27 protein-coding genes and 2 pseudogenes are annotated in these 25059 nt (G+C 42.5%); 1 reads left to right on the top strand and 28 read right to left on the bottom strand.

Features of this window, described 5'->3' with window-relative positions:
* Window positions 1–145 (top strand): annotated as a pseudogene (locus LH47_RS15100) (UPF0236 family protein); the annotation flags it as partial.
* 152 nt (window positions 146–297) lie between these two features.
* Here the strand turns inward: LH47_RS15100 and LH47_RS05830 are convergent.
* From LH47_RS05830 to LH47_RS05700, 28 genes and pseudogenes are all read right to left on the bottom strand, one after another.
* Window positions 298–558 (bottom strand): annotated as a pseudogene (locus LH47_RS05830) (hypothetical protein); the annotation flags it as partial.
* 74 nt (window positions 559–632) lie between these two features.
* On the bottom strand, window positions 633–1751 hold the full coding sequence (gene rpoD, locus LH47_RS05825; protein ID WP_043965521.1) for an RNA polymerase sigma factor RpoD: 1119 nt from the start codon (window positions 1749–1751) through the stop codon (window positions 633–635).
* The gene (gene dnaG / locus LH47_RS05820) at window positions 1744–3555 is read right to left on the bottom strand and encodes a DNA primase (protein WP_043965520.1); all 1812 of its coding nucleotides are present in this window, start codon (window positions 3553–3555) and stop codon (window positions 1744–1746) included. The genes rpoD and dnaG overlap by 8 nt, the downstream gene beginning before the upstream one ends.
* A gap of 295 nt (window positions 3556–3850) precedes the next feature.
* Complete coding sequence (locus LH47_RS05815) at window positions 3851–4657, bottom strand: pyruvate, water dikinase regulatory protein (RefSeq protein WP_043965518.1); 807 nt, start codon at window positions 4655–4657, stop codon at window positions 3851–3853.
* Window positions 4658–4669: 12 nt separating this feature from the next.
* Window positions 4670–5299: a helix-turn-helix transcriptional regulator gene (locus LH47_RS05810; protein WP_200890851.1), complete on the bottom strand. Its 630-nt coding sequence runs from the start codon at window positions 5297–5299 to the stop codon at window positions 4670–4672.
* Between the two features lie 91 nt (window positions 5300–5390).
* Window positions 5391–6152 (bottom strand): DNA repair protein RecO, encoded by a 762-nt coding sequence (gene recO / locus LH47_RS05805; RefSeq protein WP_043965514.1) that lies wholly within the window; start codon window positions 6150–6152, stop codon window positions 5391–5393.
* 19 nt (window positions 6153–6171) lie between these two features.
* Entirely contained in the window at window positions 6172–6315 is a 144-nt protein-coding gene (locus tag LH47_RS15095) for a YqzL family protein (protein WP_019416900.1), read from the bottom strand.
* A 99-nt stretch (window positions 6316–6414) separates the two neighbouring features.
* The gene (gene era, locus LH47_RS05800; RefSeq protein WP_009374020.1) at window positions 6415–7323 is read right to left on the bottom strand and encodes a GTPase Era; all 909 of its coding nucleotides are present in this window, start codon (window positions 7321–7323) and stop codon (window positions 6415–6417) included.
* 66 nt (window positions 7324–7389) lie between these two features.
* The gene (locus LH47_RS05795) at window positions 7390–7776 is read right to left on the bottom strand and encodes a diacylglycerol kinase family protein (RefSeq protein WP_043965512.1); all 387 of its coding nucleotides are present in this window, start codon (window positions 7774–7776) and stop codon (window positions 7390–7392) included.
* A 6-nt stretch (window positions 7777–7782) separates the two neighbouring features.
* On the bottom strand, window positions 7783–8250 hold the full coding sequence (gene ybeY / locus LH47_RS05790; protein ID WP_043965510.1) for an rRNA maturation RNase YbeY: 468 nt from the start codon (window positions 8248–8250) through the stop codon (window positions 7783–7785).
* Between the two features lie 119 nt (window positions 8251–8369).
* Entirely contained in the window at window positions 8370–9332 is a 963-nt protein-coding gene (locus LH47_RS05785; RefSeq protein ID WP_043965507.1) for a PhoH family protein, read from the bottom strand.
* Window positions 9333–9335: 3 nt separating this feature from the next.
* Window positions 9336–10523, bottom strand: coding sequence for a sporulation protein YqfD (gene yqfD / locus LH47_RS05780; RefSeq protein ID WP_043965506.1), 1188 nt, complete (start codon window positions 10521–10523; stop codon window positions 9336–9338).
* Between the two features lie 11 nt (window positions 10524–10534).
* Complete coding sequence (yqfC, locus tag LH47_RS05775; protein ID WP_043965505.1) at window positions 10535–10819, bottom strand: sporulation protein YqfC; 285 nt, start codon at window positions 10817–10819, stop codon at window positions 10535–10537.
* 53 nt (window positions 10820–10872) lie between these two features.
* Window positions 10873–11220 carry a hypothetical protein gene (locus LH47_RS05770; protein WP_043965504.1) on the bottom strand — a complete coding sequence of 116 codons (348 nt, stop codon included), beginning with the start codon at window positions 11218–11220 and terminating at the stop codon, window positions 10873–10875.
* A 7-nt stretch (window positions 11221–11227) separates the two neighbouring features.
* Entirely contained in the window at window positions 11228–12217 is a 990-nt protein-coding gene (floA, locus tag LH47_RS05765; RefSeq protein WP_043965503.1) for a flotillin-like protein FloA, read from the bottom strand.
* Complete coding sequence (locus LH47_RS05760; RefSeq protein ID WP_043965502.1) at window positions 12214–12876, bottom strand: NfeD family protein; 663 nt, start codon at window positions 12874–12876, stop codon at window positions 12214–12216. Before LH47_RS05760 ends, floA begins: the two co-directional genes overlap by 4 nt.
* A gap of 92 nt (window positions 12877–12968) precedes the next feature.
* Window positions 12969–13412 (bottom strand): GatB/YqeY domain-containing protein, encoded by a 444-nt coding sequence (locus LH47_RS05755; RefSeq protein WP_003393899.1) that lies wholly within the window; start codon window positions 13410–13412, stop codon window positions 12969–12971.
* A 14-nt stretch (window positions 13413–13426) separates the two neighbouring features.
* Window positions 13427–13600: a 30S ribosomal protein S21 gene (gene rpsU, locus LH47_RS05750; protein ID WP_003393897.1), complete on the bottom strand. Its 174-nt coding sequence runs from the start codon at window positions 13598–13600 to the stop codon at window positions 13427–13429.
* 99 nt (window positions 13601–13699) lie between these two features.
* The gene (gene mtaB, locus LH47_RS05745; RefSeq protein WP_043965501.1) at window positions 13700–15052 is read right to left on the bottom strand and encodes a tRNA (N(6)-L-threonylcarbamoyladenosine(37)-C(2))-methylthiotransferase MtaB; all 1353 of its coding nucleotides are present in this window, start codon (window positions 15050–15052) and stop codon (window positions 13700–13702) included.
* Between the two features lie 10 nt (window positions 15053–15062).
* Complete coding sequence (locus LH47_RS05740; RefSeq protein ID WP_043965500.1) at window positions 15063–15812, bottom strand: 16S rRNA (uracil(1498)-N(3))-methyltransferase; 750 nt, start codon at window positions 15810–15812, stop codon at window positions 15063–15065.
* Window positions 15813–15826: 14 nt separating this feature from the next.
* Entirely contained in the window at window positions 15827–16765 is a 939-nt protein-coding gene (gene prmA / locus LH47_RS05735) for a 50S ribosomal protein L11 methyltransferase (RefSeq protein ID WP_043965498.1), read from the bottom strand.
* Window positions 16766–16788: 23 nt separating this feature from the next.
* The gene (gene dnaJ / locus LH47_RS05730; protein ID WP_035019456.1) at window positions 16789–17910 is read right to left on the bottom strand and encodes a molecular chaperone DnaJ; all 1122 of its coding nucleotides are present in this window, start codon (window positions 17908–17910) and stop codon (window positions 16789–16791) included.
* Window positions 17911–18041: 131 nt separating this feature from the next.
* Window positions 18042–19859 (bottom strand): molecular chaperone DnaK, encoded by a 1818-nt coding sequence (gene dnaK, locus LH47_RS05725; protein ID WP_043965496.1) that lies wholly within the window; start codon window positions 19857–19859, stop codon window positions 18042–18044.
* Window positions 19860–19872: 13 nt separating this feature from the next.
* A complete protein-coding gene (gene grpE, locus LH47_RS05720; protein ID WP_043965495.1) occupies window positions 19873–20454 on the bottom strand; it encodes a nucleotide exchange factor GrpE in 582 nt (193 codons plus the stop codon).
* 66 nt (window positions 20455–20520) lie between these two features.
* Complete coding sequence (gene hrcA / locus LH47_RS05715) at window positions 20521–21555, bottom strand: heat-inducible transcriptional repressor HrcA (protein WP_043965494.1); 1035 nt, start codon at window positions 21553–21555, stop codon at window positions 20521–20523.
* A gap of 77 nt (window positions 21556–21632) precedes the next feature.
* Window positions 21633–22775, bottom strand: coding sequence for a radical SAM family heme chaperone HemW (hemW, locus tag LH47_RS05710; RefSeq protein WP_043965493.1), 1143 nt, complete (start codon window positions 22773–22775; stop codon window positions 21633–21635).
* Between the two features lie 47 nt (window positions 22776–22822).
* Window positions 22823–24649 (bottom strand): translation elongation factor 4, encoded by a 1827-nt coding sequence (gene lepA, locus LH47_RS05705; RefSeq protein ID WP_043965492.1) that lies wholly within the window; start codon window positions 24647–24649, stop codon window positions 22823–22825.
* 95 nt (window positions 24650–24744) lie between these two features.
* Window positions 24745–25050, bottom strand: a complete 306-nt coding sequence (locus tag LH47_RS05700; RefSeq protein ID WP_043965491.1) for a YqxA family protein — start codon at window positions 25048–25050, stop codon at window positions 24745–24747.
* Between the last annotated feature and the right edge of the window lie 9 nt (window positions 25051–25059).

The raw sequence follows: 25059 nt of genomic DNA, 5'->3' as shown, positions 1-25059 counted from the left end.
GTCCAAGCGGGTTGAACAGGCCAAACGGAAGGCAGGACGGTTGTGGGCAGATGTGGTGCGTCAGAATCTACCGTGTCTGCAGCGGTCATCCGGGACGCCGATCCATCAAGCGTTGTCGGCGCTTCGGGATTTTGGTTGGGTGTAAAAAAATGGAATACAATATCATCACTTCAAGATGAGGGATGAGAGTCCAAAAGCGCTTACGATATCAATTCCTGAAAATGGTTCGCTAACTAGTGATTGACAACACCCGTAGTGAACCGAAAAAATGTTCTCCACAAAGTCTTGACTGACTCGTGACAAAATGAGCGTTTGCAAAACGAACGACAATTCAGTAAAATAAATGACAAGAAGGACAAAAGATAAACATATGCCGATCATCGCTGCGGTTGCACGAATCGCCCATGCTGGAACTTGCTTTGTCCGTGTTTCAACATCATCGCCATTTCCTTCCGTGTACAATGCGAGCAAAAAATCGCAATATTGTTCCGGCAGCAATCGCGTTTGTTTCCAATATTTAATTTCGTTAATAATGATTTCTTTTCGTTTTTGTTCCATTGAATACGCATTCCTTCCTAAATAAAGAAATAGCTTACTTCCATTGTAAGAAGTAAACTATTTCTTGTAAACGGTTATTCTAAAAAGTCTTTTAAACGTTTGCTACGGCTTGGGTGGCGTAGTTTTCGCAACGCTTTCGCTTCAATTTGGCGAATGCGTTCGCGCGTAACGCCAAACACTTTGCCCACTTCTTCAAGCGTTCGCGTACGTCCATCATCAAGACCAAAACGAAGACGAAGTACATTTTCTTCTCGGTCTGTTAACGTATCTAACACATCTTCGAGTTGTTCTTTTAACAGCTCATACGCTGCGTGTTCAGCTGGAGATGTCGCATCTTGGTCTTCAATAAAGTCGCCTAAATGAGAGTCGTCTTCTTCGCCAATTGGCGTTTCAAGCGATACAGGCTCTTGGGCAATTTTTAAAATTTCGCGTACTTTTTCCGGTGTTAAGTCCATCTCTTCCGCAATTTCTTCAGGAGATGGTTCGCGGCCGAGGTCTTGTAACAGTTGACGTTGGACGCGAATAAGCTTGTTAATCGTTTCGACCATATGAACAGGGATGCGGATCGTGCGCGCTTGGTCAGCAATAGCACGGGTAATCGCTTGGCGAATCCACCATGTTGCATATGTGCTAAATTTATATCCTTTGCGGTAATCAAATTTTTCGACCGCTTTAATTAAACCCATATTTCCTTCTTGAATTAAGTCAAGGAAAAGCATGCCGCGACCAACGTAACGTTTCGCAATGCTAACAACGAGGCGAAGGTTTGCCTCAGCTAGACGACGTTTAGCTTCTTCGTCTCCTTGTTCAATGCGTTTCGCTAGCTCAATTTCTTCTTCTGCTGATAATAGCGGTACGCGACCAATTTCTTTTAAATACATGCGAACAGGGTCGTTAATCTTTACCCCTGGAGGAACGCTTAAATCGTTTAAATCGAACTCTTCGTCTTTTAAATCATCGAAGTCTGGGTCGTCTAAATCCGCCTCATCTAAATCGGACTCGCCTACGACTTCGATCCCTTGTTCATTTAAATGCTCATAATATTCATCCATTTGATCGGAATCAAGATCAAATGCAGATAATCGCTCAGCGATTTCTTCATAGGTAAGAACGCCACGTTTTTTACCTAGCTCGACTAATTGTTCTTTTGCTTGTTCTAACGTTAAATCGGAATGTGTTGACTTTTCAGCCATTTATTCCCCTCCTTCCAAAATGCAAAGACTTTCGCAACGCAATCATTTCGCTTGCAATGCGTTTCGCGCGCTCATAATCTTTTTGCCGTTCGGCATCGCGTAACTGCGCTTCTTTTTGCTTGAGCAACTGCTCTTTTGGGTAGTTGAGCACGCATTGAATGTAATCTCGTAACTCGGCTGACGAAATGTCTTCGTTGATCGGCATCATAGACAGTTCTGTAACGATTCGTTTTAATTGCGGATCATGAATGCGTTCAAGCAACGAGCTTACATCGGGTTCGTGTCCTTCTTCGTAAAACGCATATAAATAGGCGGCAATAGCGCGATGTTCTTCGACGTTAAATGCGCCTTCAATCGCTTCTTGAGCAGCGAATGCGATTGCTTTATCGCGCAACATATGAGCAATTAACATCCGCTCTGCTTTTTGAAAAGCCGGTAACAGTTTCGCCCTCACAGGCACAGCAACCGTTTCACGACGTTCTTGCTTTTGTTCTACTTGCTTTTTTCCATAAATCATCATTTGCTCGCGTAGCGCATCCATAGAAATGGAAAACTCATTAGCTAGTTGTCGTAAATAATAATCCGCTTCAATTGCATTAGATAACCGGCTAATTTCTTTCACTGCTTCTTCGATGTAACGAAGACGCTCACTTTCGTTTTGTAAATGGCGGCCGCGCTTTAAATATTCAAGCTTAAACGCTGTCAGCGACAAACTGGCATCAAGCACATGATGGCGAAAACGATCGGCGCCATATCGGCGTACATACTCATCAGGGTCGAGCCCATCTGGCATCATCGCGACTTTCACATAGCAGCCAGCTTCAACGAGCGTTTCCGATGCTCTCAAAGCAGCGTCTATTCCCGCTCGATCCCCATCATAACAAACAATGACCGATGAAGCATTGCGACGGAGCATGCGTGCCTGTTCTTCCGATAAAGCTGTTCCCATCGTTGCTACAGCGTGGGAAATGCCAGCTTGCACAGCAGCGATCACATCCGCAAATCCTTCAAACAGTACAACTTGCTGTTTTTGACGCATCGGCAAACGCGCTTCATGAAAGTGATATAAAATATGGCGTTTATTAAAAATTGGCGTCTCGGGGCTATTCATATACTTCGGCTCTTCGTTTCCGAGCGCTCTCCCCGAAAAAGCAACTGTTTCTCCTTGATGGTTATGGATGGGAAACATAATGCGATGACGGAAACGATCAAAATATGAGTCCTCTCCCGATTTTTTCACAATGAGTCCGGCCTGTTCCATAAGCGGAAGTGAGAAGCCTTTGTTTGCTAAAAATGTGACAGTTGCATTCCAAGACGGCAAAGCATAGCCAATTTCAAACTGCTCAATGAGCTCGCGCGTAAAGCCTCGTTGAAGCAAATAGTTTAATGCTTCTTCCCCTTCATTTGTATGCATCAGCAAATGATGATAAAACTTTTTTAATAACTCATGCGCAGCAATCATCGTCGTTGTTTCTTTCCGTTCCGCTGTCGGATGCTCATCAACGACGTGCGATAAATCGACATTTGCTCGCGGTGCTAATCGCTTCACTGCCTCTATGAATGTAATCCCTTCGATGTCCATCAAAAACGAAAACACATTTCCGCCTGCTCCACAGCCAAAACAATGATAAATTTGCTTTTCTGGTGAAACAGAAAAAGAAGGTGTTTTCTCCCCGTGGAAAGGACATAACCCAAAGTAGTTGCGTCCTTGCTTTTTTAGTGAGACATACTGTTGGATGATGTCTACAATATCGACTGAGCGGCGAATGTGCTCAACCGTTTCCTCAGGAATGCGTTGTCCCATATTTCAACAGCTCCAAACATATTTCGACAAAACTTGTTTCTGAAATAGAAATGTTTTGTATGTTTTTATTCTCCATCGCGCGAAACAATCCTTCTTTTTAAGAAAAAAATATTGTCGAAAATCCCGATGCATTGTCACTTGACAATTAGCTATAAATAGTTTATTCGTCCTATGTTCAGTCTAAACCTGTTTTATCACAATTTTTTATTATAATATAAAAAACATCAATTGGCTATAAAGTTTTTTATGAAAAAGGAAAAGCACATATCACATGTTGTGACTGTGCTTTAACTGCTTATTTTTCCCTTTTACGCATAATATTCATAATGACGTTCGCTGTTTCTTCGACTGCTTTATTTGTCACATCAATGACTTCGCAGCCCATTTTTTTTACGATCTCCTCAAAATATTGCAGCTCTTCTTTAATTCGATCAATGTTTGCATAAATGGCACGGTCATCTAGTCCGAGCGATTTTAACCGCTCACGACGAATTTCATTTAGCTTTTCTGGACTAATTTTTAAACCAAAACATTTTTCAGGCGGCACTTGAAACAATTCTTCAGGTGGATCTACTTCTGGAACGATCGGTACGTTAGCCACTTTAAATCGTTTATGGGCTAAATATTGTGATAACGGTGTTTTGGACGTGCGCGATACACCAATTAAAACGATATCCGCTCTTAAAATACCGCGTGGATCTCTCCCGTCATCGTACTTGACCGCAAACTCGATCGCTTCGATTTTTCGGAAATAGTCTTCATCTAATACGCGAATAGGTCCAGGTTCGCAACGCGGCTCCATTTGTAATAACTTCGCCATTTGTTCAATAAGCGGTCCGATAATGTCGTATACAGGCACTCCTTCACGCGCCGCTTCAGCTAGTAAAAATTGACGCATTTCCGGTACAACTAACGTAAATACAATAATGCCTCGATTCATTTTTGCTAAAGCGACGACTTCTGATAACGTCTCCACATCTTCGACATAAGGAACACGTCGAAATTGAACGAGCGCCCCTTGAAACTGGCTCGCTGCTGCTTTTACAACGAGCTCGGCCGTCTCCCCTGCTGAGTCGGATACGACGTATACGATTTGACTCATGATTTTCCCCCTTTAAAGCACGTCTTCTTTCGCTAACGCGACAAGCACCTTCGTCATATTCGTTTTCGTAATGCGCCCGACGACTTCGTACCCTTTGTCCACCTTTTTGACAACAGGCATCGCATCAATTTGTTTTTCGATTAATTTTTGGGCGACATCAATAAGTAAATCATCTTTTTCGCAAAATGTAATATTCGGCATGCGTGTCATAATAATATTGACAGGAATAGATGTCAACTCTTGTTTTCCGATGCTCGCGCGCAACAAATCTTTGCGTGACAATGCCCCAACAAGCAACGATTCATCATCTACAACAAACAACGTGCCAACATCTTCTAAAAACATCGTGACAATCGCATCATAGACGCTTACGTTTTCGTTAATGACAACAGGAATGGACTGATAATCGCTCACTTTCATTTTTTTAATTTTATCAGCAAGCAGCTGCGTCCCTGTTTTTCCTGTATAAAAATAGCCAACACGAGGTCTGGCCTCTAAGTACCCAGCCATCGTCAAAATGGCTAAATCAGGCCGTAACGTCGCCCGTGTTAAATTGAGCTTTTCAGCAATATGCTCACCTGTAATCGGCCCGTGGTCTTTGACGATTTGTAAAATTTGTTCTTGACGTTTATTGAGTTCGATTGTCGCTCACCACCTTACAATAGGCTACACTATAAGACCATATTATAATTCATCGTTATATTTTGCAAACAAAAGTGGGAAGCGGACAACGTTATATTTGTCCGCTTTCACCTTTTAACATATGGAGCTGCTGTAAAAACCGTTTTGTTTTCAGCGAAAGACCTGAATATTCATCGTAATAAGCTGAAATGATAGTTTGTAGTTGTTGTTTCGTTTCTTGTTTGACAGCAATTTGACCGATGCGAGACAAATCGACGTAGTAAAACAGGCGAAGTAATTTTAAAACCGATGGCGTCATCGGGATGCGGTGTGGATCGTGCTCAAAACAACGGTGACAAAGAAATCCTCCTTGTACAATCGAAAAGGCAAACGTTCCTTCTTTTTCCCCACAAACAGCACAGCCATCTAACTTTGGATATAATCCGAATGCCGGAAGCAATTTCATTTCATATATGTACGTTAATACTTCGGCATCAAGCCCTTCATTCATATAAGTCAATGTTTGTAAAAGAAGTTCAAATAAATACGGATTTGGTCGTCTTTCTTCCGTTGCTTTATCTGTCAATTCAACAATATACGAGGCATATGCTGTTAAAAAAATGTCCTCGCGTATATGGCGCATCGTTGAAAGCAATTCCCCTTGATGTAAGCTTCCGACGCCGCGACTTTTTTGTACAAGATATATGCCGTATGTAAATATTTGCGTAACAGAAGAAAGGCGGCTGCTTGGCTTTTTCGCTCCTCGTGCCATCGCAGCAACCTTTCCCCATTCGCGTGTAAATATCGTTACAATTTTATTCGTCTCTCCATAGTCAACCGTTCGAATAATAATTCCTTCACATTTTTCAAACATATAACATAACCTTCCAAAGTTAAAGGACGTGATAGTCTCTTTCAGTTATATGATACGTGGAATCGCTGGCTTGCTCTTGCGTTTCGCGTTCTAGCTCCTTAAACAAAAGATACGTGTCAATATTCCCTGTTTGGCTGAACAGTTTCCAGGTAAAATCGAGCATCGAACCACACCTTTCTCTCATTAGTTGACGGTGATTGAGCAGCTCACTTGTAGTTTGCCCTTTTTGCGCTGTCGCAATGTCTTTTAAAATTTTACAGCATTAATACTCATCTTCACGATAGCCAAGGTCTCGCAACTGAGCCATTTTATTGCGCCAGTCTTTTTGTACTTTTACCCATAATTCTAAAAACACTTTTGAACCGAGTAGCGCCTCAATATCAGCGCGCGCACGTTGACCAATTTCCTTCAACATTTGACCGCGCTTGCCGATAATAATCCCCTTTTGCGAATCACGCTCAACGATAATGGTCGCTGCAACATATACCGTATCGCCATTTTCGCGACGTTCAATCGAATCAATCACAACCGCAATCGAATGTGGCACTTCTTCTCGCGTCAAATGGAGCGCTTTTTCACGAATAAACTCAGCAATGATAAATCGTTCAGGATGATCGGTTATTTGATGTGCTGGATAATATTGCGGTCCTTCAGGCAAGTAGTGTTTAATTTGTTGCAACAACGTTTCTACATTGTTGCCTTGCAGCGCTGAAATAGGGATGACTTCGGCAAATGAATGGAGCGAGCGATATTGCTCAATGAGCGGCAGTAAATCATCCGGGTGCACTTCGTCAATTTTATTAATGACTAAAAACACCGGTGTCTGCACTTGTTTTAAACGTTCAATAATAAACTCATCACCGCGACCGAGCCCCTCGACAGCATTCACCATAAATAAAATTAAATCAACTTCTTGCAACGCGCTTTGCGCTACTTTTACCATAAAATCTCCAAGCTTATGCTTCGGTTTATGAATGCCCGGCGTATCAATAAAAACAATTTGCGCGTCATCTGTTGTGTACACACCTTGGATTTTATTGCGCGTCGTTTGCGGTTTATCGCTCATAATTGCGATTTTTTGACCGATGACGCGATTTAAAAATGTAGATTTTCCTACATTCGGTCTTCCGATAATTGCTACGAATCCTGATTTATATCCTTCTCGAATCATAAAAACCTCCATCGCATAAAGTATGCTTGCTTTTTATTTTACCAAAATATGATCGCGATTTCACTACTATTTATGAAAATGTAAAGAATTTTTAAAAAATACATACAGATAAGGAAGAAAAATGGAAACCCCTATTATCACGGATATAAAAGCAAAGACGAGTACAGCGCCAGCGGCTAAATCTTTCGCTTCTTTTGCTAACGGCCGATACTCATCTGTCACTAAATCAACCGTCCGCTCTATTGCGCTATTGACGATTTCTAAACTCATGACTGCTCCAATCGTCAAAAGCAACACGAGCCACTCCATTTTCGAGATACGAAACATCGCTGCAACAACGATCACAGCGACCGTTGCCGCGAGATGAATGCGCATATTTCGTTCATGACAAACAGCAAGACGAATGCCATTTAGAGCATATAGTACGCTAGCGACAAACCGCTTCCAATGCATCATCGATCATCTCGTTAAGCCAAACTGTTGTAATAGTTGTTCTTGTTTCGTAAACATCTCTTTTTCTTCTTCTTCTGTTTCATGATCATAGCCAAGCAAATGTAAAAAGCCGTGCACCGCTAAAAAACCGAGTTCACGCATAAATGAATGACCGTATTGCTCCGCTTGCTCGCGTGCTTTCGGCACAGAAATAATAATATCCCCGAGCACAGGTGGAACATCTACACCGACAATTTCAATTTCTTCTTCTCCCATTTCTTCGAGAGCGAACGAAATGACATCTGTCGGCTGATCTTTTCCACGATAATCGCGATTCATTTCGCGAATTTTTTCATTGTCAACAAACGTAATGCTCACCTCTGCGCCATCTGGCACATTCTCTTCCTTTGCCGCATGTTGCAATAGTTTTTCAATCAGTTCTACTTGTTCTTCTGTCATCTCGTTTGTTTCATCCATAAAGTCAATCACTAACATAAAATTCCCCTCTTTCTTTATTTTCCTACAACAAGTCGCTCATCGGCACTTTTCATAGAATTTTTGACGCTACCCTTCTGTTAAAGTGCAAAAAGGACCCACATCAACATGGGTCGCATTTACATTCCAGCATCTTCGTATGCAGCGATAATTTTGCCGACGAGTGGATGGCGTACAACATCAGCTTGCTCCAAAAAGACGAATGAAATTCCGCTTACATTCGTCAAAATGTCTTTTGCAATCGCAAGCCCAGAGCGAACTCCTTTCGGTAAATCGACTTGTGAAATATCTCCCGTAATCACCATTTTCGAGCCGAAACCGAGACGTGTTAAAAACATTTTCATTTGCGAAGGCGTCGTATTTTGCGCCTCATCTAAAATGACAAACGCATCATCTAACGTTCGCCCGCGCATATATGCAAGCGGAGCAATTTCAATCGCACCGCGCTCAATTAACCGTTGGGTATGTTCATGACCAAGCACGTCATGAAGCGCATCATAAAGTGGGCGTAAATACGGATCGACTTTTTCCTTTAAATCCCCCGGCAAAAAGCCTAAATTTTCCCCTGCTTCAACAGCTGGACGCGTCAAAATAATCCGCTTGACTTGTCCGTTTTTTAACGCTTGTACAGCCATCACAACCGCCAAATACGTTTTTCCTGTTCCTGCTGGTCCAATGCCGAAAATTAAATCATGGCGCTGGATAGCGGAAACGTATTGACGCTGACCGAGCGTTTTAACACGAATCGCTTTCCCTTTCGCATTTTTTCCGATTTCTTCATTGTACAGTTCAATAAAATAAGAAATCGTTCCGTTTTTCGCCATTTGCAGCGCATAAAGCACATCACGCTCGCTAATGACAATTCCTTTGCGAATAACAATCAACAAATGACGCAACAACTCATCAACAAGCTCAATATGTTGTTTGTTTCCTGACACGCTTACCAATTCGCCACGCGTCACAATCGAAACACCAAGTTCTTGTTCAATGCGTTTTAAATGAACATCGTGGGTACCGAACAAAGCGAGCGCTTCATCTGCATTTTGTACGTTAAGGTGAATCGTGACAAATTGTTCCGACATTCCTCAGTCTCCTTGAATAATTGGTTGTGGTATCGCAATGTTTTCAATGACTTGGTAATGCATTTCTACTTTTACTTTACCATTCTCCTTCGCCTCATGCAAAACTTTTTCACCTTGAATGTTCGCATCTGCAGGTAGTTGTCGCTGTAACTGCTCACGCGCAATTTGCTTCGCTACCGCTTTTGCTTGTTCGTACGAATACTCACGAACGGCTACTTCTTTTTCACGCCACACGACTTTTTCATAAACAATCGGTAACGTCCATGTGAAAAAGCGAAACGTTTTTTCGTCTACTTGTTTTTCAAATTGTGAAAACTGCTCTTCATGATCCCAAAAAATCGGGATTTTCCACGACCAAAAACGAACGTAATGTGTTTCACGCTTTTTTCCCGTCAACATATAAAACGTCGTTTTCATCGGAACAGCAACAGTAGACTTGTACCACGTCTCGCCTAAAATTTGACCGCGCGCTGGCACGATCTCTGTCTGTCCTTCTTTTCCAATAAAACCGGAAACGAGCAATTGCCCCGGAACGACATGATCATTCACTTCTACAACCGCCTGACCTTGTTCAACAAACATGTACGTAATGACTGCTTTTTTCTTCGCAACAAGATGCTGAGGAGTATTCGATTTCGTTTCTGTTGGCCGCTTTTTTTCAACGACTTGACAATATAACGTCGTTCCACGCCACTCAACACCAATCCACGTAATCGCGTCTATATTGTTCATTAACGTTCGCTGAATCGTCTCAGGGGCCGGAATGACAAATTGCAATGCGCCACGCTCAACCCCTATTTTTTTCAACTGCTGCCTAACAGTATGTTCGATTTCCGGATTCGCCCCTGTTACTTCAATACGCCAAATCATGTTAGATAATATAAACACGATACATATAAACGTAACGACTCCGACAACGATACCGCTATTTTTCCACGATGCTTTTAACCAAAACGGCGCACCTCGTCGATCGAGAACATATAATTTACAACCGCTTTTTCTCATCGCCCCTCGCACATGATGAATATCGCGAAGGAGCATATGGCACGTTAGCGAATTTTCTCCTTCCCGCTTTACGTTCCATACGTATATCCCACGGCGCGTAAACTCATTCAATAACCGTTCTAATCCTTTCCCAACGATACGTACCCGTAAATTTCCAGTTAACTGATACATCCATTCGTTTTTCACACCCGCCCCCCCTATTCTTCCAAATATAAAACTTGACTAATTTTCCCCTCTAGCAAAATTTCTTCTGGCAAAATGGTTTTAATGGTAAACGATTCCCCTTTGACAAGCAACTGCCCGTTTTTCAACAACAAGCGCAATTCGCGATCCGTAAACAAAAGCAAACCGCGATGATTTTCTATGTAGATATGAATATGACCAATCATCGTAATACGGGGGAGGTCAGCGACAACATCTGCAGGTAGTTCCATTTGATTCGTTAGCCATTGCCGCATTTTGTTTTTCCATTTTCCGATCATAAACAAAACCCCCTTTCATCTCATATGTATGAGTGAAATGGGGGTTATAGCACTTATTTTCTACCGAACGGACGCTTTGCCCGCGGTGGACCGAGCACTTCTGAAAAAATTACACCTTGCACGAGCGGATGTGTAGGCAATTGTTTTGCTTTTGTTTGCCGCTTCACAGTCCGCTGTGACACGACGATTTGCTCCTGTTTTTGTTTGACTGTCCGTCTCGTTCGCGGTTCAACTTCTATCAAAACAGGTGCCGACTGTTGTTCTTGCTGTTGTTCTTGCTGTTGTTCTTGCTCGACCGTCTCCTCCAATGCTTTGATCCGTTTTCCAATCCAAGAAATAAAAGCTCCTAAAATAAAGACGACAAATATGTTATCAAAAAGCCAATCAATGAGCATCATCATTCATTCCTCACTTTTGCTCATCATCGGGATGTTGGGTGAGCTTACCAATCGAATCACGCATATTCGTATCTGCCATAATGTTTTTTAAGTTCATGTAATCCATCACACCAAGTTTACCAGAACGGAGCGCTTCCGCCATCGCAAGCGGCACTTGCGCTTCGGCTTCCACAACTTTCGCCTGCATTTCTTGCACGCGCGCTTTCATTTCTTGTTCAAGCGCAACTGCCATCGCCCGACGTTCTTCCGCTTTCGCTTGGGCAATCTTTTTATCTGCTTCCGCTTGATCTGTTTGCAATTCAGCACCAATGTTTTTCCCGATATCAATATCAGCAATGTCGATTGATAAAATCTCAAACGCAGTCCCTGAGTCTAATCCTTTTGCTAATACGGTTTGTGAAATCATATCTGGATTTTCAAGCACTTTTTTATGATCGTCCTGAGACCCGATCGTTGAAACAATCCCTTCCCCTACACGTGCAATAATCGTTTCTTCCCCCGCACCACCAACTAATCGATCAATATTTGCGCGTACAGTGATGCGTGCTTTCGCTTTCACTTCAATACCATCCATCGCTACACCAGAAATAAACGGTGTTTCAATGACTTTTGGATTGACGCTCATTTGTACCGCTTCCAATACGTTTCGACCGGCTAAATCAATTGCCGCACAACGTTCAAACGTTAAATTAATATTCGCTCGCTGCGCAGCAATTAACGCATTAACGACACGATCGACATTTCCTCCCGCTAAATAATGGCTTTCTAATTGGTTAGTTGTGACGTCAAGCCCTGCTTTTTTTGCCTTAATTAACGGATTAATGACACGCGATGGAATGACGCGGCGCAAACGCATCCCAATAAGTGTAAAAATGCTAATAGGCACACCCGAAGCAAGTGCGGAAATCCAAAGCATAACTGGAACGAACGAAAAGAATACAGCTAACAATACAAGCCCTAGCGCAAGCGCAATAATAAACAAAAGTTGATCCGGTGTCATACGATTTCCTCCTCTTTTTTACATTCTCGAACGACAACTTTTAACCCATCTACATCAATAACTTCAATTGGCCGATGTCGTTCAATATATTCCCCTTCTGTGACAACATCTACACGTTCGTCATCAATGAGCGCCGTTCCTGCTGGCCGCAATACAGTAATTGCCACTCCGCGTTTCCCAATTAAATCAACACGCGCTTCATGAGACACATACCCTTCTTCATTCCGTTGTTCATCGGTAAGCACGATTTTTTCAAAAAGCGCCATCTTTTTTTTGCTTACTCGACTGAGCCATATGCCCATCATAATCGCACTCACGACAGCTACAGCTAATGACACTGTAACGAACGGGGAATGTTTTGCGGCTAAAAATAAGCTCCAGACGAGCGTACCGAGCCCAAAAAAGCCAATGACCCCACCCGGCACAAACAACTCAATGACTAACAAAATAAGTCCAATAGCAAACAACATCATCGCCCCAACGCTTGTTAAACCAGCTACTAAATGTGATGAGAAAAAAAGTAAAAAACAAACGATGCTTACAGTTCCTTTCCATCCCCAACGCGCATTGTACAGTTGCCAAACGAACGTGACGCTGCCGGCAATTAACAAAAGCGCCGCAAGAAACGGATGGGTGAAAACAACAATTGGACCGGCCATGCTTTTTCCTCCCTTCACCTTTATTATGTACGTATGAAAGAAGAAAAAGTTTCAAAAATCAAAAAAACACCTTACGATATCGTAAGGTGTTTTTAGCTTAAATGTTGTTGAACAAGTTTGTTGACGAGCGAACCATCCGCTTTTCCTTTTACTTTCGGCATGATCGCTCCCATGACTTTACCCATATCCGCTTTTGAGGAAGCGCCGACTTCGGCAATCGTTTCTTTGACGATTTGCACTAGCTCTTCTTCGCTCAACTGCTTCGGCATGTAAAGTTCAAGAACCGTAATCTCTTCCTTGACTTTATCAACAAGGTCTGTGCGACCAGCTTTTTCAAATTCTTGGAGGGAGTCTTTACGCTGTTTTAATTCGCGAGAAAGTACGGTTAATTCTTCATCTTCGGTCAACGTTTTGCCAAGTTTAATCGCTTCGTTTTGCAAAGCGGATTTCACCATGCGAATGACCGACAATTTGTCCTTCTCTTTGTTTTTCATCGCTTGCTTCATATCATTGTTCAAACGTTCGAGAAGACTCATAAATACACCCTCTTTTAATATTTGCGCTTTCTAGCCGCTTCAGACTTTTTCTTACGTCTTACGCTTGGCTTTTCATAGAATTCGCGCTTTCTTGCTTCTTGCAACGTACCTGTTTTTGAAACCGCACGTTTGAAGCGACGAAGAGCATCTTCAAGCGACTCGTTTTTACGAACGATCGTTTTCGACATCCTACTTCCCTCCCTCCGAACAAAACCGCTAATCCTTAGTACATGTAGAACATGTACTTTCAAAGTATAATATAACCAAGTTCATAAGTCAACTTCTTTTTATGAGCTTAACCGAACGATCTCATGATGATCATTTATCACGCGCACAAATTCTCCTTCATTATACGGATAGCCTGCTTTTGTAATTTTCACTTTAACGAGTTGACCGACCATCTCTTCTGTTGCTGGGAATTTTACTTTTAAATAGTTGTCCGTATAGCCAACGTATAAGCCGCTTGTTGGATCTTCTTTGTACAGCTCTTCCGGAATAACTTCAAGCACTTGTCCTTCAAACTTCGATGCATATTCTTTTGCTAGCTGATCAGAAAGTGTAATTAAGCGATGAACGCGCTCATTTTTCACTTCCTCATCTACTTGATCTGGCATTCTTGCTGCTGGCGTGCCTGTCCGCTTCGAATATGGGAAAACATGCAGTTCAGAAAAACGTTGTTCACGAATAAACGTATATGTCTCCATAAATTCTTCTTCCGTCTCACCCGGAAAGCCGACAATGACGTCGGACGTAACAGCTAAATCTGGAAATACTTCACGCAAACGCGCTAACCGTTCCGCAAAAAATTCCGTTGTATATTTGCGACGCATCCGCTTCAATACCGTATTTGATCCTGATTGCAACGGAATGTGTAAATGGCGGACGATTTTATCAGACTGTCTCAATACCTCGATCACTTCATCGGTAATTTGGCTCGCTTCAATCGACGAAATACGCAATCGTTTTAATCCTTTCACCTGCTTATCAATATCACGCAACAACATAGCGAAATTGTAGTCTTTCATATCTTCACCATATCCGCCTGTATGAATGCCTGTTAGGACAATTTCTTTATAGCCTGCGTCAACGAGTTGTTGCGCTTGGCGAATGACTTCTTTCGGATCGCGTGAACGCATTAAGCCACGCGCCCATGGAATAATACAAAATGTACAAAAGTTATTGCATCCTTCTTGGATTTTAAGCGATGCGCGCGTACGATCTGTAAATGCAGGCACATCCAATTCTTCATATACGCGCGTTTTCATAATGTTGCGCACACCGTTAATCGGCTCACGCTGTTGTTTAAACTGCTCGATGTACTCTAAAATTTTTCCGCGATCTTGTGTGCCGATGACGATATCGACACCTGGAATAGCCATCACTTCCGCTGGAGAAGTTTGTGCATAACAACCTGTTACGCAAACGACCGCATCTGGGTTGCGACGCACTGCACGCCGAATGACTTGGCGGCTTTTTTTATCGCCTGTATTCGTGACTGTACATGTATTAATAACATATACATCGGCATGGCTTTCAAAATCTTTTCGCTCATATCCTGCCTGTTTAAACAATTGCCAAATCGCTTCTGTTTCGTAATGATTTACTTTGCACCCTAACGTGTGAAATGCAACCGTTGGCATATATATCACCTCACTTAAGTTCCCATTCATAAGACGCCGCTGACAACACATATAACGGTGCCGTCTCCGCTCGTAAAATGCGCGGTCCAAGACTACATGTCATGAAACCATGTTGTTTTAATAACGTCACTTCTTGCTCGGATAAACCGCCTTCTGGTCCAAAAACAAGCAAAAGCGACTCACCTTCATTCATCGTTTGAAGAAGGTGGGCAAGCACACTATGTCTTCCTTCTTTCGCTTCTTCTTCATAAGCGATACATTTATAATCCATGTCGTTCGCCCACGCAATGAGTTCACGAATCGTCATCGGGGCATAAACAGACGGCATATATGCACGATGAGATTGTTCAGCCGCTTCTTTCACAATTTTTTGCCAACGTTCCACTTTTTTATCGCCTTTTTTCTCGTCCCATTTGACGATCGAACGGGATGTGATGAGCGGAAGGAAGCCTCTCGCTCCAAGCTCTGTTCCTTTTTGTAAAACGAGTTCGTATTTATCTCCTTTTAACAGTCCACTTGCGACATAAATGTGCACAGGCAGTTCAACATTTGCCTCTATCCATTGTATAATACGGCATCGGACAAAACCATTGGAAATTTGTTCGATCTCACAAAGCATCGTTTCACTACGCTCATTACAACAAAGAAGACGATCACCTTCATTCATGCGCATGACCCGCCCGATATGATGGACGTCATCGCCAGAAATCATGATTTGATCGCCAACGATTTGCTCGTTACGTACGAAATATCGTTGCAACGCGAACACCCTTTTTATTGTTTTTTCGCAATAAATGCGATCCAATCTTCCATCGTTAACGTTTCTTCAATCGTGAAACCAGCGCGAAGAAGACCTTCTTTCACTTCTTGTTTTTTCGTTTGAATAATGCCCGATGTAATAAATACGCCTCCCGAACGCAACAAACGATACGCATCATCGACAAAACGAAGAATAATTTCAGCTAAGATGTTCGCAACGATGACATCTGCTTGCTCATCGACTCGATCAAGTAAATTGTTTTGCGAAACGGTGACGACATCGTGTACTTTATTTAACTTCACGTTCAATTTTGCACTTTCTACTGCGACAGGATCTAAATCGAGCGCATGAACGCGTTTCGCTCCTAACATCGCAGCAGCAATACTTAAAATGCCTGAACCCGTACCGACATCGACGACCGTATCGCCTTCTCTGACCATCTTTTCAAGCGCTTGAATACACATTACTGTCGTCGGGTGCGTCCCTGTGCCGAACGCCATACCTGGATCTAATTCAATAATTAATTCGTCGCTTGAAACACGTTCATACGTTTCCCACGTCGGAACGATCGTAAATCGCTCAGAAATTTTGACTGGATTGTAATACTTTTTCCACGCTGTCGCCCATTCCTCTTCGTTCACTTCGCTAATCGTAATTTTGTTTCGTCCAATATCGATGTTATATAACATTAAATTGTTAATCGCCTGTTTAATTTCCTCGACCGTTTCACCTAAAAAGCTATTTACCGGCAAATACGCTTTAATAATAACTCCTTCTTCGGGGTAATCGTCAGGATTGAGTTGGTAGATTTCCCCGTAAGTCGTTTCTCGTTCTTTCGTTAATTCAAACGGATCTTCAATGACGACGCCACCCGCACCTGCTTCGTGTAAAATATTTGAAATCGCCTCGACCGCTTCGTGTGTTGTATGAATGCTTATTTCAGACCATTTCATGATCTACCAACTCCTCCTTCACGTTACTCCCCTTTAAATGCTCGCTTCACTTTTGCAAAAAAGCTGTCTTCTTGTCCATTCCCTTGACTGAGTTGTTCAAATTCACGCAACAATTGTTTTTGACGTTCCGTTAATTTCGTTGGTGTGACAACACGAACGCGAATATGTTGATCTCCTTTTCCGTACCCATGCACATTCGGTACTCCTTTTCCTTTCAAACGGAATTTTGTACCTGTTTGCGTACCAGCTGGAATTTTCAACTTCACTTTTCCATACAGCGTCGGCACTTCAATCTCTGCACCGAGCGCGGCTTGCGTAAATGTAATTGGCATTTCACAATAAATGTCATCGCCATCCCGTTCGAAAAATTCATGTGGTTCAACGTGGAAAACGATGTACAAGTCTCCTGATGGTCCACCGTTTATTCCTGGCTCACCTTGACCTGCTAAGCGCAATTGTTGACCGTCATCGACACCAGCAGGAATTTTGACGTGAATTTTTTTTCGTTTTTTCACGCGACCTGTTCCATGACATGTCGAACATTTCTCTTTAATAAAGTGTCCTGTGCCGCCGCAATGATGACAAGGGCGACGATTTACGATGCGGCCAAACGGCGTCGCTTGTTCAATCGTTAATTGCCCTGTACCGTGACAATGCGCGCACGTTTCTTTTTTCGTTCCTGGTTTCGCCCCAGAACCGTGACACGTATCGCACGTTTCTTCACGTGGAATTTCAATATTTGTTTCCTTTCCAAAAACCGCTTCTTCAAATGTTAAACGCATCGTATATTGCAAATCTGCCCCTGCACGCGGTGCGTTCGGATCACGTCGACGCCCACCGCCAAAAAAACTACTAAAAATATCTTCGAATCCACCGAATCCACCAAAATCAAAATCAGCGCCGCCAAATCCACCAAACTGTTGATTCGGATCGGTATGACCGAACTGATCGTAGTGCGCGCGCTTTTGGTCATCGCTTAACACTTCGTATGCTTCTTTAATTTCTTTAAACTTTTCAGCTGCATCGGGCGCTTTATTAATATCTGGATGATACTGCTTTGATAATTTTCGATACGCCTTTTTAATTTCTTCTTTTGTCGCGTTTTTACTCACACCGAGCACTTCATAATAGTCTCGTTTACTCATGATCACCCACTCCCGACTCGTTCACATGAACGTAATTTTATCATTGTCTCAACTTGTTGCGCAATACATTTGATGTTTCCATAGCAAAAAAGTCAAAGCCAAGGCAGGCCTGACTTTGACTTTTTGTTTGTTTACTTATCTTCTTTCACTTCTTCAAATTCCGCATCGACGACATTGTCGTCTTTTTTGCCTTCGCTTTGTTGTGCTTGCGCTTGTTGTGCAGCTTGTTCGTATAACTTGATCGAAAGTTGTTGCACAACTTCTTGTAGCGCATTTTTCTTCGTGCGAATGTCTTCAATATCTTTTCCTTCAAGCGCTGCTTTTAACGCATCTTTTGCTTCTTGCGCTTTTTTCACATCCGCTTCGTCTACTTTTCCTTCTAATTCTTTTAACGTTTTTTCTGTTGTGAAAATGAGATGGTCTGCTTCGTTGCGAAGTTCCACTTCTTCTTTTCGCTTCCGGTCTGCTTCTGCATTTTCTTCTGCTTCTTTAATCATGCGTTGAATTTCTTCTTCAGACAAACCAGAAGAAGATTTAATTGTAATCGATTGCTCTTTATTTGTACCTAAATCTTTCGCACGTACGTGCACAATACCGTTTGCGTCAATGTCAAACGTTACTTCAATTTGCGGCACACCGCGCGGAGCTGGTGGAATGTCTGTCAATTGGAAGCGACCGAGCGTTTTGTTGTCGGCAGCCATTGGGCGTTCACCTTGTAAAACGTGAATGTCTACCGCTGTTTGGTTGTCTGCTGCCGTCGTGAAAATTTGTGATTTGCTTGTTGGAATTGTCGTGTTACGTTCAATTAATTTTGTAAAGACGCCACCCATCGTTTCGATACCGAGTGAAAGTGGTGTCACGTCTAACAATACAACGTCTTTGACGTCCCCAGCGATGACCCCACCTTGAATCGCTGCACCAATTGCGACAACTTCATCTGGGTTTACGCCTTTATGCGGTTCTTTTCCAATTTCTTTTTTAATTGCTTCTTGAACGGCTGGAATGCGCGTTGAACCACCGACAAGAATAACTTTATCGATGTCCGCAGGCGTTAATCCCGCATCTTTTAACGCTTGACGAACAGGACCCATCGTACGTTCAACTAAGTGTGCGGATAATTCTTCAAATTTTGCGCGCGTTAACGTCATTTCTAAGTGAAGTGGACCGTTTTCGTTTGCGCTAATAAACGGCAATGAAATTTGCGTTTGCATCACGCCAGAAAGCTCTTTTTTCGCTTTTTCTGCCGCGTCTTTTAAACGTTGCAACGCCATTTTATCTTTTGATAAATCGATGCCATGTTCTTTCTTGAACTCTTCAACTAAATAATCGATGATGACTTGGTCAAAGTCGTCACCACCGAGGTGGTTGTCACCAGCCGTCGCTTTGACTTCGAATACGCCGTCACCTAACTCAAGAATCGATACGTCAAACGTACCTCCGCCAAGGTCGTATACGAGAATCGTTTGATCTTCATCCATTTTATCTAATCCGTATGCTAACGCAGCTGCTGTTGGCTCGTTAATGATGCGCTCGACTTCTAAACCAGCGATGCGACCAGCATCTTTTGTCGCTTGACGTTGCGCATCGTTAAAGTAAGCTGGAACAGTAATAACGGCACGTGTGACAGGTTCACCTAAGTACGCTTCCGCATATGATTTTAAGTATTGCAAAATCATTGCAGAAATTTGTTGTGGTGTGTATTCTTTTCCTTCTACTTGTACTTTATAGTTTGTACCCATATGGCGTTTAATCGAAATGATTGTGTTTGGATTCGTAATCGCTTGACGTTTTGCGACTTCGCCAACTAAACGCTCACCGTTTTTAAACGCAACGACAGATGGTGTCGTGCGACCTCCTTCTGGGTTTGGAATTACTTTTGGCTCGCCGCCTTCTAGCACAGCGACGCAAGAGTTTGTTGTACCTAAGTCAATGCCGATAATTTTGCTCATACATAATCCCTCCTCATTGATTTACTTTGACCATTGCTGGACGAATGACCCGATCTTTTAATTTGTAGCCTTTTTGGAACTCTTCCACAACTGTATTTGGCTCATAATTTTGATCATCCACTTGCATCACTGCTTGGTGCACATGCGGGTCAAACGGTTTTCCAACCGATTCAATGACTTCGACCCCTTCTTTTTTGAGCGCTTCAACTAATGCGCGATAAACCATTTCCATTCCTTGCAATAACGACTTTGCTTTTTCATCTTCTACTTGCACTTGTAACGCGCGTTCAAAGTTATCTAAAATCGGCAACAAATCGGAAACTAAACTTTGCGCGCGGTATTTTTCAGCAGCTTCCATATCTAAACGCACACGGCGGCGATAGTTGTCAAAATCGGCATGCAGGCGAAGTAAACGATTTTCTGTTTCTGCTAACTTCGCTTCCAATTGAGCAATTTTTTCATATGCAAGCGCTAACTCATCTTGCTCTTCTTGTTGTGTTTCTCCACTTTGCACTTGCTCCTCTTGCGCTTGCTCGTCTTGTACGTCTTCAAATTGTTCAACCGTTGCATCATATGTACGCTGTTCTTTCTCCATCTTCTCACCTCCCTCAAGTACTTGAAAAGCGGATGGGGAAATTCCCCATCCATAATATTGACATCGCTAATCTTTTTGATACCACACCGATAACACCTTCGACAAATCCGTTGCAACAAGGTTTAATAGTGAAATGACGCGCGAATATTCCATACGAGTCGGTCCAAGAACAGCAATCGTACCAAGCTTTTCTCCATCGACAGAATATGTCGCTGTAATTAAACTGCAGTTTTCCATTCCTTCTACATCGTTTTCTGTGCCGATTTTCACTTGAATGCCTTGTTGCTTATGCTTTCTTAACAAACGATAAAACTCTTTTTCTTGTTCAATGACATTCAGCAATGCGCGAAGCTTATCGATGTCGCTAAATTCCGGTTGACGAAGCATGTTCATTTTTCCGCTTAAAAACATTTGCGCAGGCGCGTTTAAATCTAAAGAATACGAAATCATTCGCAACATGTGATCGTAGCTTTGGATGTGTTCGCGAAGCACGTGCGCAACTTCCGTTTGAATTTTATCTGTTAAATCTTCTAAAGGTACACCTGTCAACCGCTCGTTTAAAATGTTGACCATTTTTTCAACGTCCGATGGTGGAATGGACGATGGCAACGTCACAACATGCTTTTCAACATATCCTGTATCGGTCACAATAATCGCAACCGCTGTTTCGGCATTCAGCGGAACGATTTGAATCGTTTTTAATTTATGTTCTTTCACCGAAGGACCGAGAACAACGGTTGTATAGTTCGTCAAGTCCGATAAAATTTGCGCCGATTTTTCAATGAGTTTTTCTAATTCATATATTTGTTCATGGAAAATCGACTGGATCGCTTGTACATCTTTTTGTGTTAACTGGACAGGCGGCAATAAATGGTCAACGTAATAACGATATCCTTTTTGAGAAGGAACGCGACCAGAGGAAATATGCGTCTTTTCAATAAAACCTAGCTCCTCTAAGTCCGCCATCTCGTTACGAATCGTTGCTGAACTAAACGTAATTTGCTCTTTTTTCGATAACGTTCGTGAACCAACAGGTTGCCCAAAACGAATAAAATCATCGACAATAATTTTTAAAATTAACAATTGGCGATCTGTTAGCAACGCTCATCACCTCTGTTAGCACTCTAATGAAGCGAGTGCTAAATCTACTATTAAGGTATCAAATTGCACTTGTCGTGTCAAGATGAAACGCCAAGAAACGATTGAAATACTTCATTTCCAAGCAATTTGCCGCGATGGGTAAGAACAATAGTTTCTCCCGTCTCTTCAAGCAATCCGTTTCGTTTTTGCAAGGCAATGGCTTCACCGAAAACGTCATGCACCGTTTTTCCATATCGCATTAAAAATTCATTTTTATTAACCCCTTCGATTTTTCGTAAACCAAGAAACATATGCTCTTCCATTTGCTCTTCTTTTGACACAACATGCGTGTCCACATGTGGCAACTGTCCTTGCTCAATGAGCTGTATATATTTTTTTATTGGGCCTGCGTTTACATGTCTTATGCCGTTCATATAACCATGAGCACCCGCGCCAAATCCGTAATAATCGTCGTTATCCCAATACGTCATATTATGGCGGCTGTCAAACCCTTTTTGAGCATAGTTGCTTAATTCATATTGTTTATATCCATGTTGCTCCATTTGATCCATAATCATTTCATACATATATGCTTCTTCTTCTTGACTTGGCAACGGCAACGTCTGTTTTTTCATCAAGTTGTAAAATACTGTTTTAGGCTCAATAATGAGCGAGTAGGCAGACACATGTTGGATCGGGAGCGAAAACGTTATACGTAACGTTTCTTTTAGATGGTCGATCGTTTGTGTCGGCAATCCGTACATTAAATCGACATTTATATTATGAAAGCCGAGCTTGTGTGCCCGCTCAATCGTCTCGATTGCCGTTTCTTTCGTATGGGTACGTCCGATGCGCTGGAGCAATTCACGATCGAACGTTTGTACGCCAAAACTGAGGCGGTTCACTCCCCATTCCTTGAGCACGTATAACTGCTCATCGCTCACTTCATCCGGATTCGCTTCAACGGTGAACTCGACATCAGAAGCGAGCGAAACGACGCGGTGAATGGCACGCAATAATCGGTCAAGCTGTTTGGCGGTCAACGACGTCGGTGTCCCTCCTCCGATAAATACCGTTTGCAATTGCGATGTCGGAACACGTTCAAACGTCCGTTCCATTTCGATGATTAACGCATCGATATAAGCGTCAACCGGTTGCTGATGTAAAAATACTTTATTGAAATCACAATAATGACAAATGTGCGTACAAAACGGAATATGAATATATGCTGCTTGAATCATTTGCTTCACCCTTTTCTATGCAAAAAACCGCAGAAACATTCTGCGGTTTATTTTTGATCGTCCATCTTTAACACAGCCATGAACGCTTCTTGCGGCACTTCAACAGAACCGACTTGTTTCATGCGCTTTTTCCCTTCTTTTTGCTTCTCAAGCAACTTCCGCTTACGTGAAATGTCCCCACCGTAACATTTCGCTAATACGTTTTTGCGCAACGCTTTAATTGTTGAGCGCGCAATAATTTTATTGCCGATGGCAGCTTGCACAGGTACTTCGAATTGTTGACGCGGAATTAAATCTTTTAACTTTTCAACGATGACTTTTCCGCGATCGTATGCTGAATCGCGATGAACAATAAACGATAAAGCGTCGACTTTTTCACCGTTTAATAAAATGTCCATTTTTACGAGTTTAGACGGCTTATAGCCAATCAACTCGTAGTCAAACGATGCGTATCCTTTCGTGCTCGATTTTAAAATGTCAAAGAAATCGTACACAATTTCAGCAAGCGGCAATTCATATGTGAGCGTCACGCGTCGCTCGTCTAAATATTGCATATCGCCAAAAATGCCGCGTTTCTTTTGGCATAGTTCCATGACAGGACCGACATAGTCGTTCGGTACCATAATCGTTGCTCTCACGTACGGCTCTTCGACGCGATCAATTTTTTGTGGATCTGGCATGTTTGACGGGTTATCGACCGCTAACTCTGTTCCGTCCGTTAAATATACTTTATATATAACGCTTGGCGCCGTCGCAATAATATCAATGTTAAACTCGCGCTCTAATCGCTCTTGAATAATTTCCATATGCAAAAGCCCTAAAAAGCCGCATCGGAAACCGAAACCGAGCGCTTGGGACGTCTCAGGTTCAAACTGCAATGCCGCATCGTTTAGCTGGAGCTTTTCTAACGCCTCACGCAAATCGTTGTAGCGCGCTGTATCGATTGGATACAAACCGCAAAACACCATCGGATTTAAACGACGATATCCTGGAAGCGGTTCGCTTGCTGGGTTGTCCGCATGCGTAATCGTGTCCCCGACACGTGTATCGCTTACGTTTTTAATCGATGCGGTTAAGTAGCCGACATCCCCAACGGTCAATTCATCAACGACTTTCGCCTTCGGTGTAAATACCCCGACTTCAACGACTTCAAATTCTTTTCCTGTCGCCATCATTTTAATTTTTTGGCCCGCTTTCACCGTTCCTTCAACAACGCGGATGTATGCGACAACGCCGCGATACGGGTCATAAAGCGAGTCGAAAATAAGCGCTTTAAGCGGGGCATCTGGATCTCCAGATGGGGCAGGAATTTTTTGAACGATTTGCTCTAAAATTTCATCAATTCCGATGCCAACCTTCGCTGATGCTAATACAGCTTCTGATGCGTCAAGACCGATCACATCTTCAATTTCTTGGCGAACACGCTCAGGGTCCGCACTCGGTAAGTCAATTTTATTAATGACCGGCAAAATTTCTAAATTGTTATCAATCGCTAAATATACGTTAGCAAGCGTTTGTGCTTCAATGCCTTGCGCTGCATCAACGACTAAAATCGCCCCTTCACACGCTGCTAAACTACGCGACACTTCGTACGTAAAGTCGACGTGACCAGGTGTATCAATTAAATGTAAAATGTAATCTTCTCCATCTCTCGCTTTGTAATGAAGTTGAACGGCATTTAATTTAATCGTAATGCCGCGTTCGCGCTCTAACTCCATCGAATCGAGCGCTTGTTCTTTCATTTCGCGTTCAGATAGCGCACCCGTCTTTTCAAGAATGCGGTCGGCAAGCGTAGATTTGCCATGATCGATATGTGCAATAATCGAAAAGTTGCGAATGCGATCCCTTCTTTTTAATCTTTCTTCACGATTCATCTATGTTCCACTCCTATAATTTCCGAAATACGCTAGCTTTGATTATAGCAACAACGTTTGCAATATTCAACGCAAAATAAAGAAAAGGCGGATCGTTATCCCGCCTTTTGCATAAACGAAAGCATATGTTCAACGAGCGAGTGAACAAACGTCGCAAGTTTTTGTCCCGCTTTTGAAAACATGTTAAATGCTTCAATTTGTTGCAGTTTTTCTTTTTTTTCTTCAATCGATTGCCCGAGCACGATCGTTTCATCTTTTGATACGTGTACGACTCGCTCAAGCGATGGATCGTTATACCCTTTCATTTTTCGCATCCCTTCATTCGCTTGTTGCATACCGAGCAGTACACCTACTAAAAAAATGACGGCGATGAGTAAACTTTGAATCGTGAATTTCACCATCTTACTCAC

Origin of the sequence: Anoxybacillus thermarum (assembly GCF_000836725.1) — a bacterium.
Lineage (GTDB): Bacteria > Bacillota > Bacilli > Bacillales > Anoxybacillaceae > Anoxybacillus > Anoxybacillus thermarum.
Note: the sequence above shows the minus strand (reverse complement) of the source record. Positions and strands in the feature narration are given on the sequence as shown.

Bases quoted from the DNA above. Each gene is read 5' to 3' on its own strand.
- rpoD (WP_043965521.1), bottom strand. From the start codon at position 1,751: ATGGCTGAAAAGTCAACACATTCCGATTTAACGTTAGAACAAGCAAAA.
- dnaG (WP_043965520.1), bottom strand. From the start codon at position 3,555: ATGGGACAACGCATTCCTGAGGAAACGGTTGAGCACATTCGCCGCTCA.
- LH47_RS05815 (WP_043965518.1), bottom strand. From the start codon at position 4,657: ATGAGTCAAATCGTATACGTCGTATCCGACTCAGCAGGGGAGACGGCC.
- recO (WP_043965514.1), bottom strand. From the start codon at position 6,152: ATGTTTGAAAAATGTGAAGGAATTATTATTCGAACGGTTGACTATGGA.
- LH47_RS15095 (WP_019416900.1), bottom strand. From the start codon at position 6,315: ATGCTCGATTTTACCTGGAAACTGTTCAGCCAAACAGGGAATATTGAC.
- era (WP_009374020.1), bottom strand. From the start codon at position 7,323: ATGATTCGAGAAGGATATAAATCAGGATTCGTAGCAATTATCGGAAGA.
- LH47_RS05795 (WP_043965512.1), bottom strand. From the start codon at position 7,776: ATGCATTGGAAGCGGTTTGTCGCTAGCGTACTATATGCTCTAAATGGC.
- ybeY (WP_043965510.1), bottom strand. From the start codon at position 8,250: ATGTTAGTGATTGACTTTATGGATGAAACAAACGAGATGACAGAAGAA.
- LH47_RS05785 (WP_043965507.1), bottom strand. From the start codon at position 9,332: ATGTCGGAACAATTTGTCACGATTCACCTTAACGTACAAAATGCAGAT.
- yqfC (WP_043965505.1), bottom strand. From the start codon at position 10,819: ATGATCGGAAAATGGAAAAACAAAATGCGGCAATGGCTAACGAATCAA.
- LH47_RS05770 (WP_043965504.1), bottom strand. From the start codon at position 11,220: ATGATGATGCTCATTGATTGGCTTTTTGATAACATATTTGTCGTCTTT.
- floA (WP_043965503.1), bottom strand. From the start codon at position 12,217: ATGACACCGGATCAACTTTTGTTTATTATTGCGCTTGCGCTAGGGCTT.
- LH47_RS05760 (WP_043965502.1), bottom strand. From the start codon at position 12,876: ATGGCCGGTCCAATTGTTGTTTTCACCCATCCGTTTCTTGCGGCGCTT.
- LH47_RS05755 (WP_003393899.1), bottom strand. From the start codon at position 13,412: ATGAGTCTTCTCGAACGTTTGAACAATGATATGAAGCAAGCGATGAAA.
- rpsU (WP_003393897.1), bottom strand. From the start codon at position 13,600: ATGTCGAAAACGATCGTTCGTAAAAACGAGTCGCTTGAAGATGCTCTT.
- mtaB (WP_043965501.1), bottom strand. From the start codon at position 15,052: ATGCCAACGGTTGCATTTCACACGTTAGGGTGCAAAGTAAATCATTAC.
- prmA (WP_043965498.1), bottom strand. From the start codon at position 16,765: ATGAAATGGTCTGAAATAAGCATTCATACAACACACGAAGCGGTCGAG.
- dnaJ (WP_035019456.1), bottom strand. From the start codon at position 17,910: ATGAGTAAACGAGACTATTATGAAGTGCTCGGTGTGAGTAAAAACGCG.
- dnaK (WP_043965496.1), bottom strand. From the start codon at position 19,859: ATGAGCAAAATTATCGGCATTGACTTAGGTACAACAAACTCTTGCGTC.
- grpE (WP_043965495.1), bottom strand. From the start codon at position 20,454: ATGGAGAAAGAACAGCGTACATATGATGCAACGGTTGAACAATTTGAA.
- hemW (WP_043965493.1), bottom strand. From the start codon at position 22,775: ATGATTCAAGCAGCATATATTCATATTCCGTTTTGTACGCACATTTGT.
- lepA (WP_043965492.1), bottom strand. From the start codon at position 24,649: ATGAATCGTGAAGAAAGATTAAAAAGAAGGGATCGCATTCGCAACTTT.
- LH47_RS05700 (WP_043965491.1), bottom strand. From the start codon at position 25,050: ATGGTGAAATTCACGATTCAAAGTTTACTCATCGCCGTCATTTTTTTA.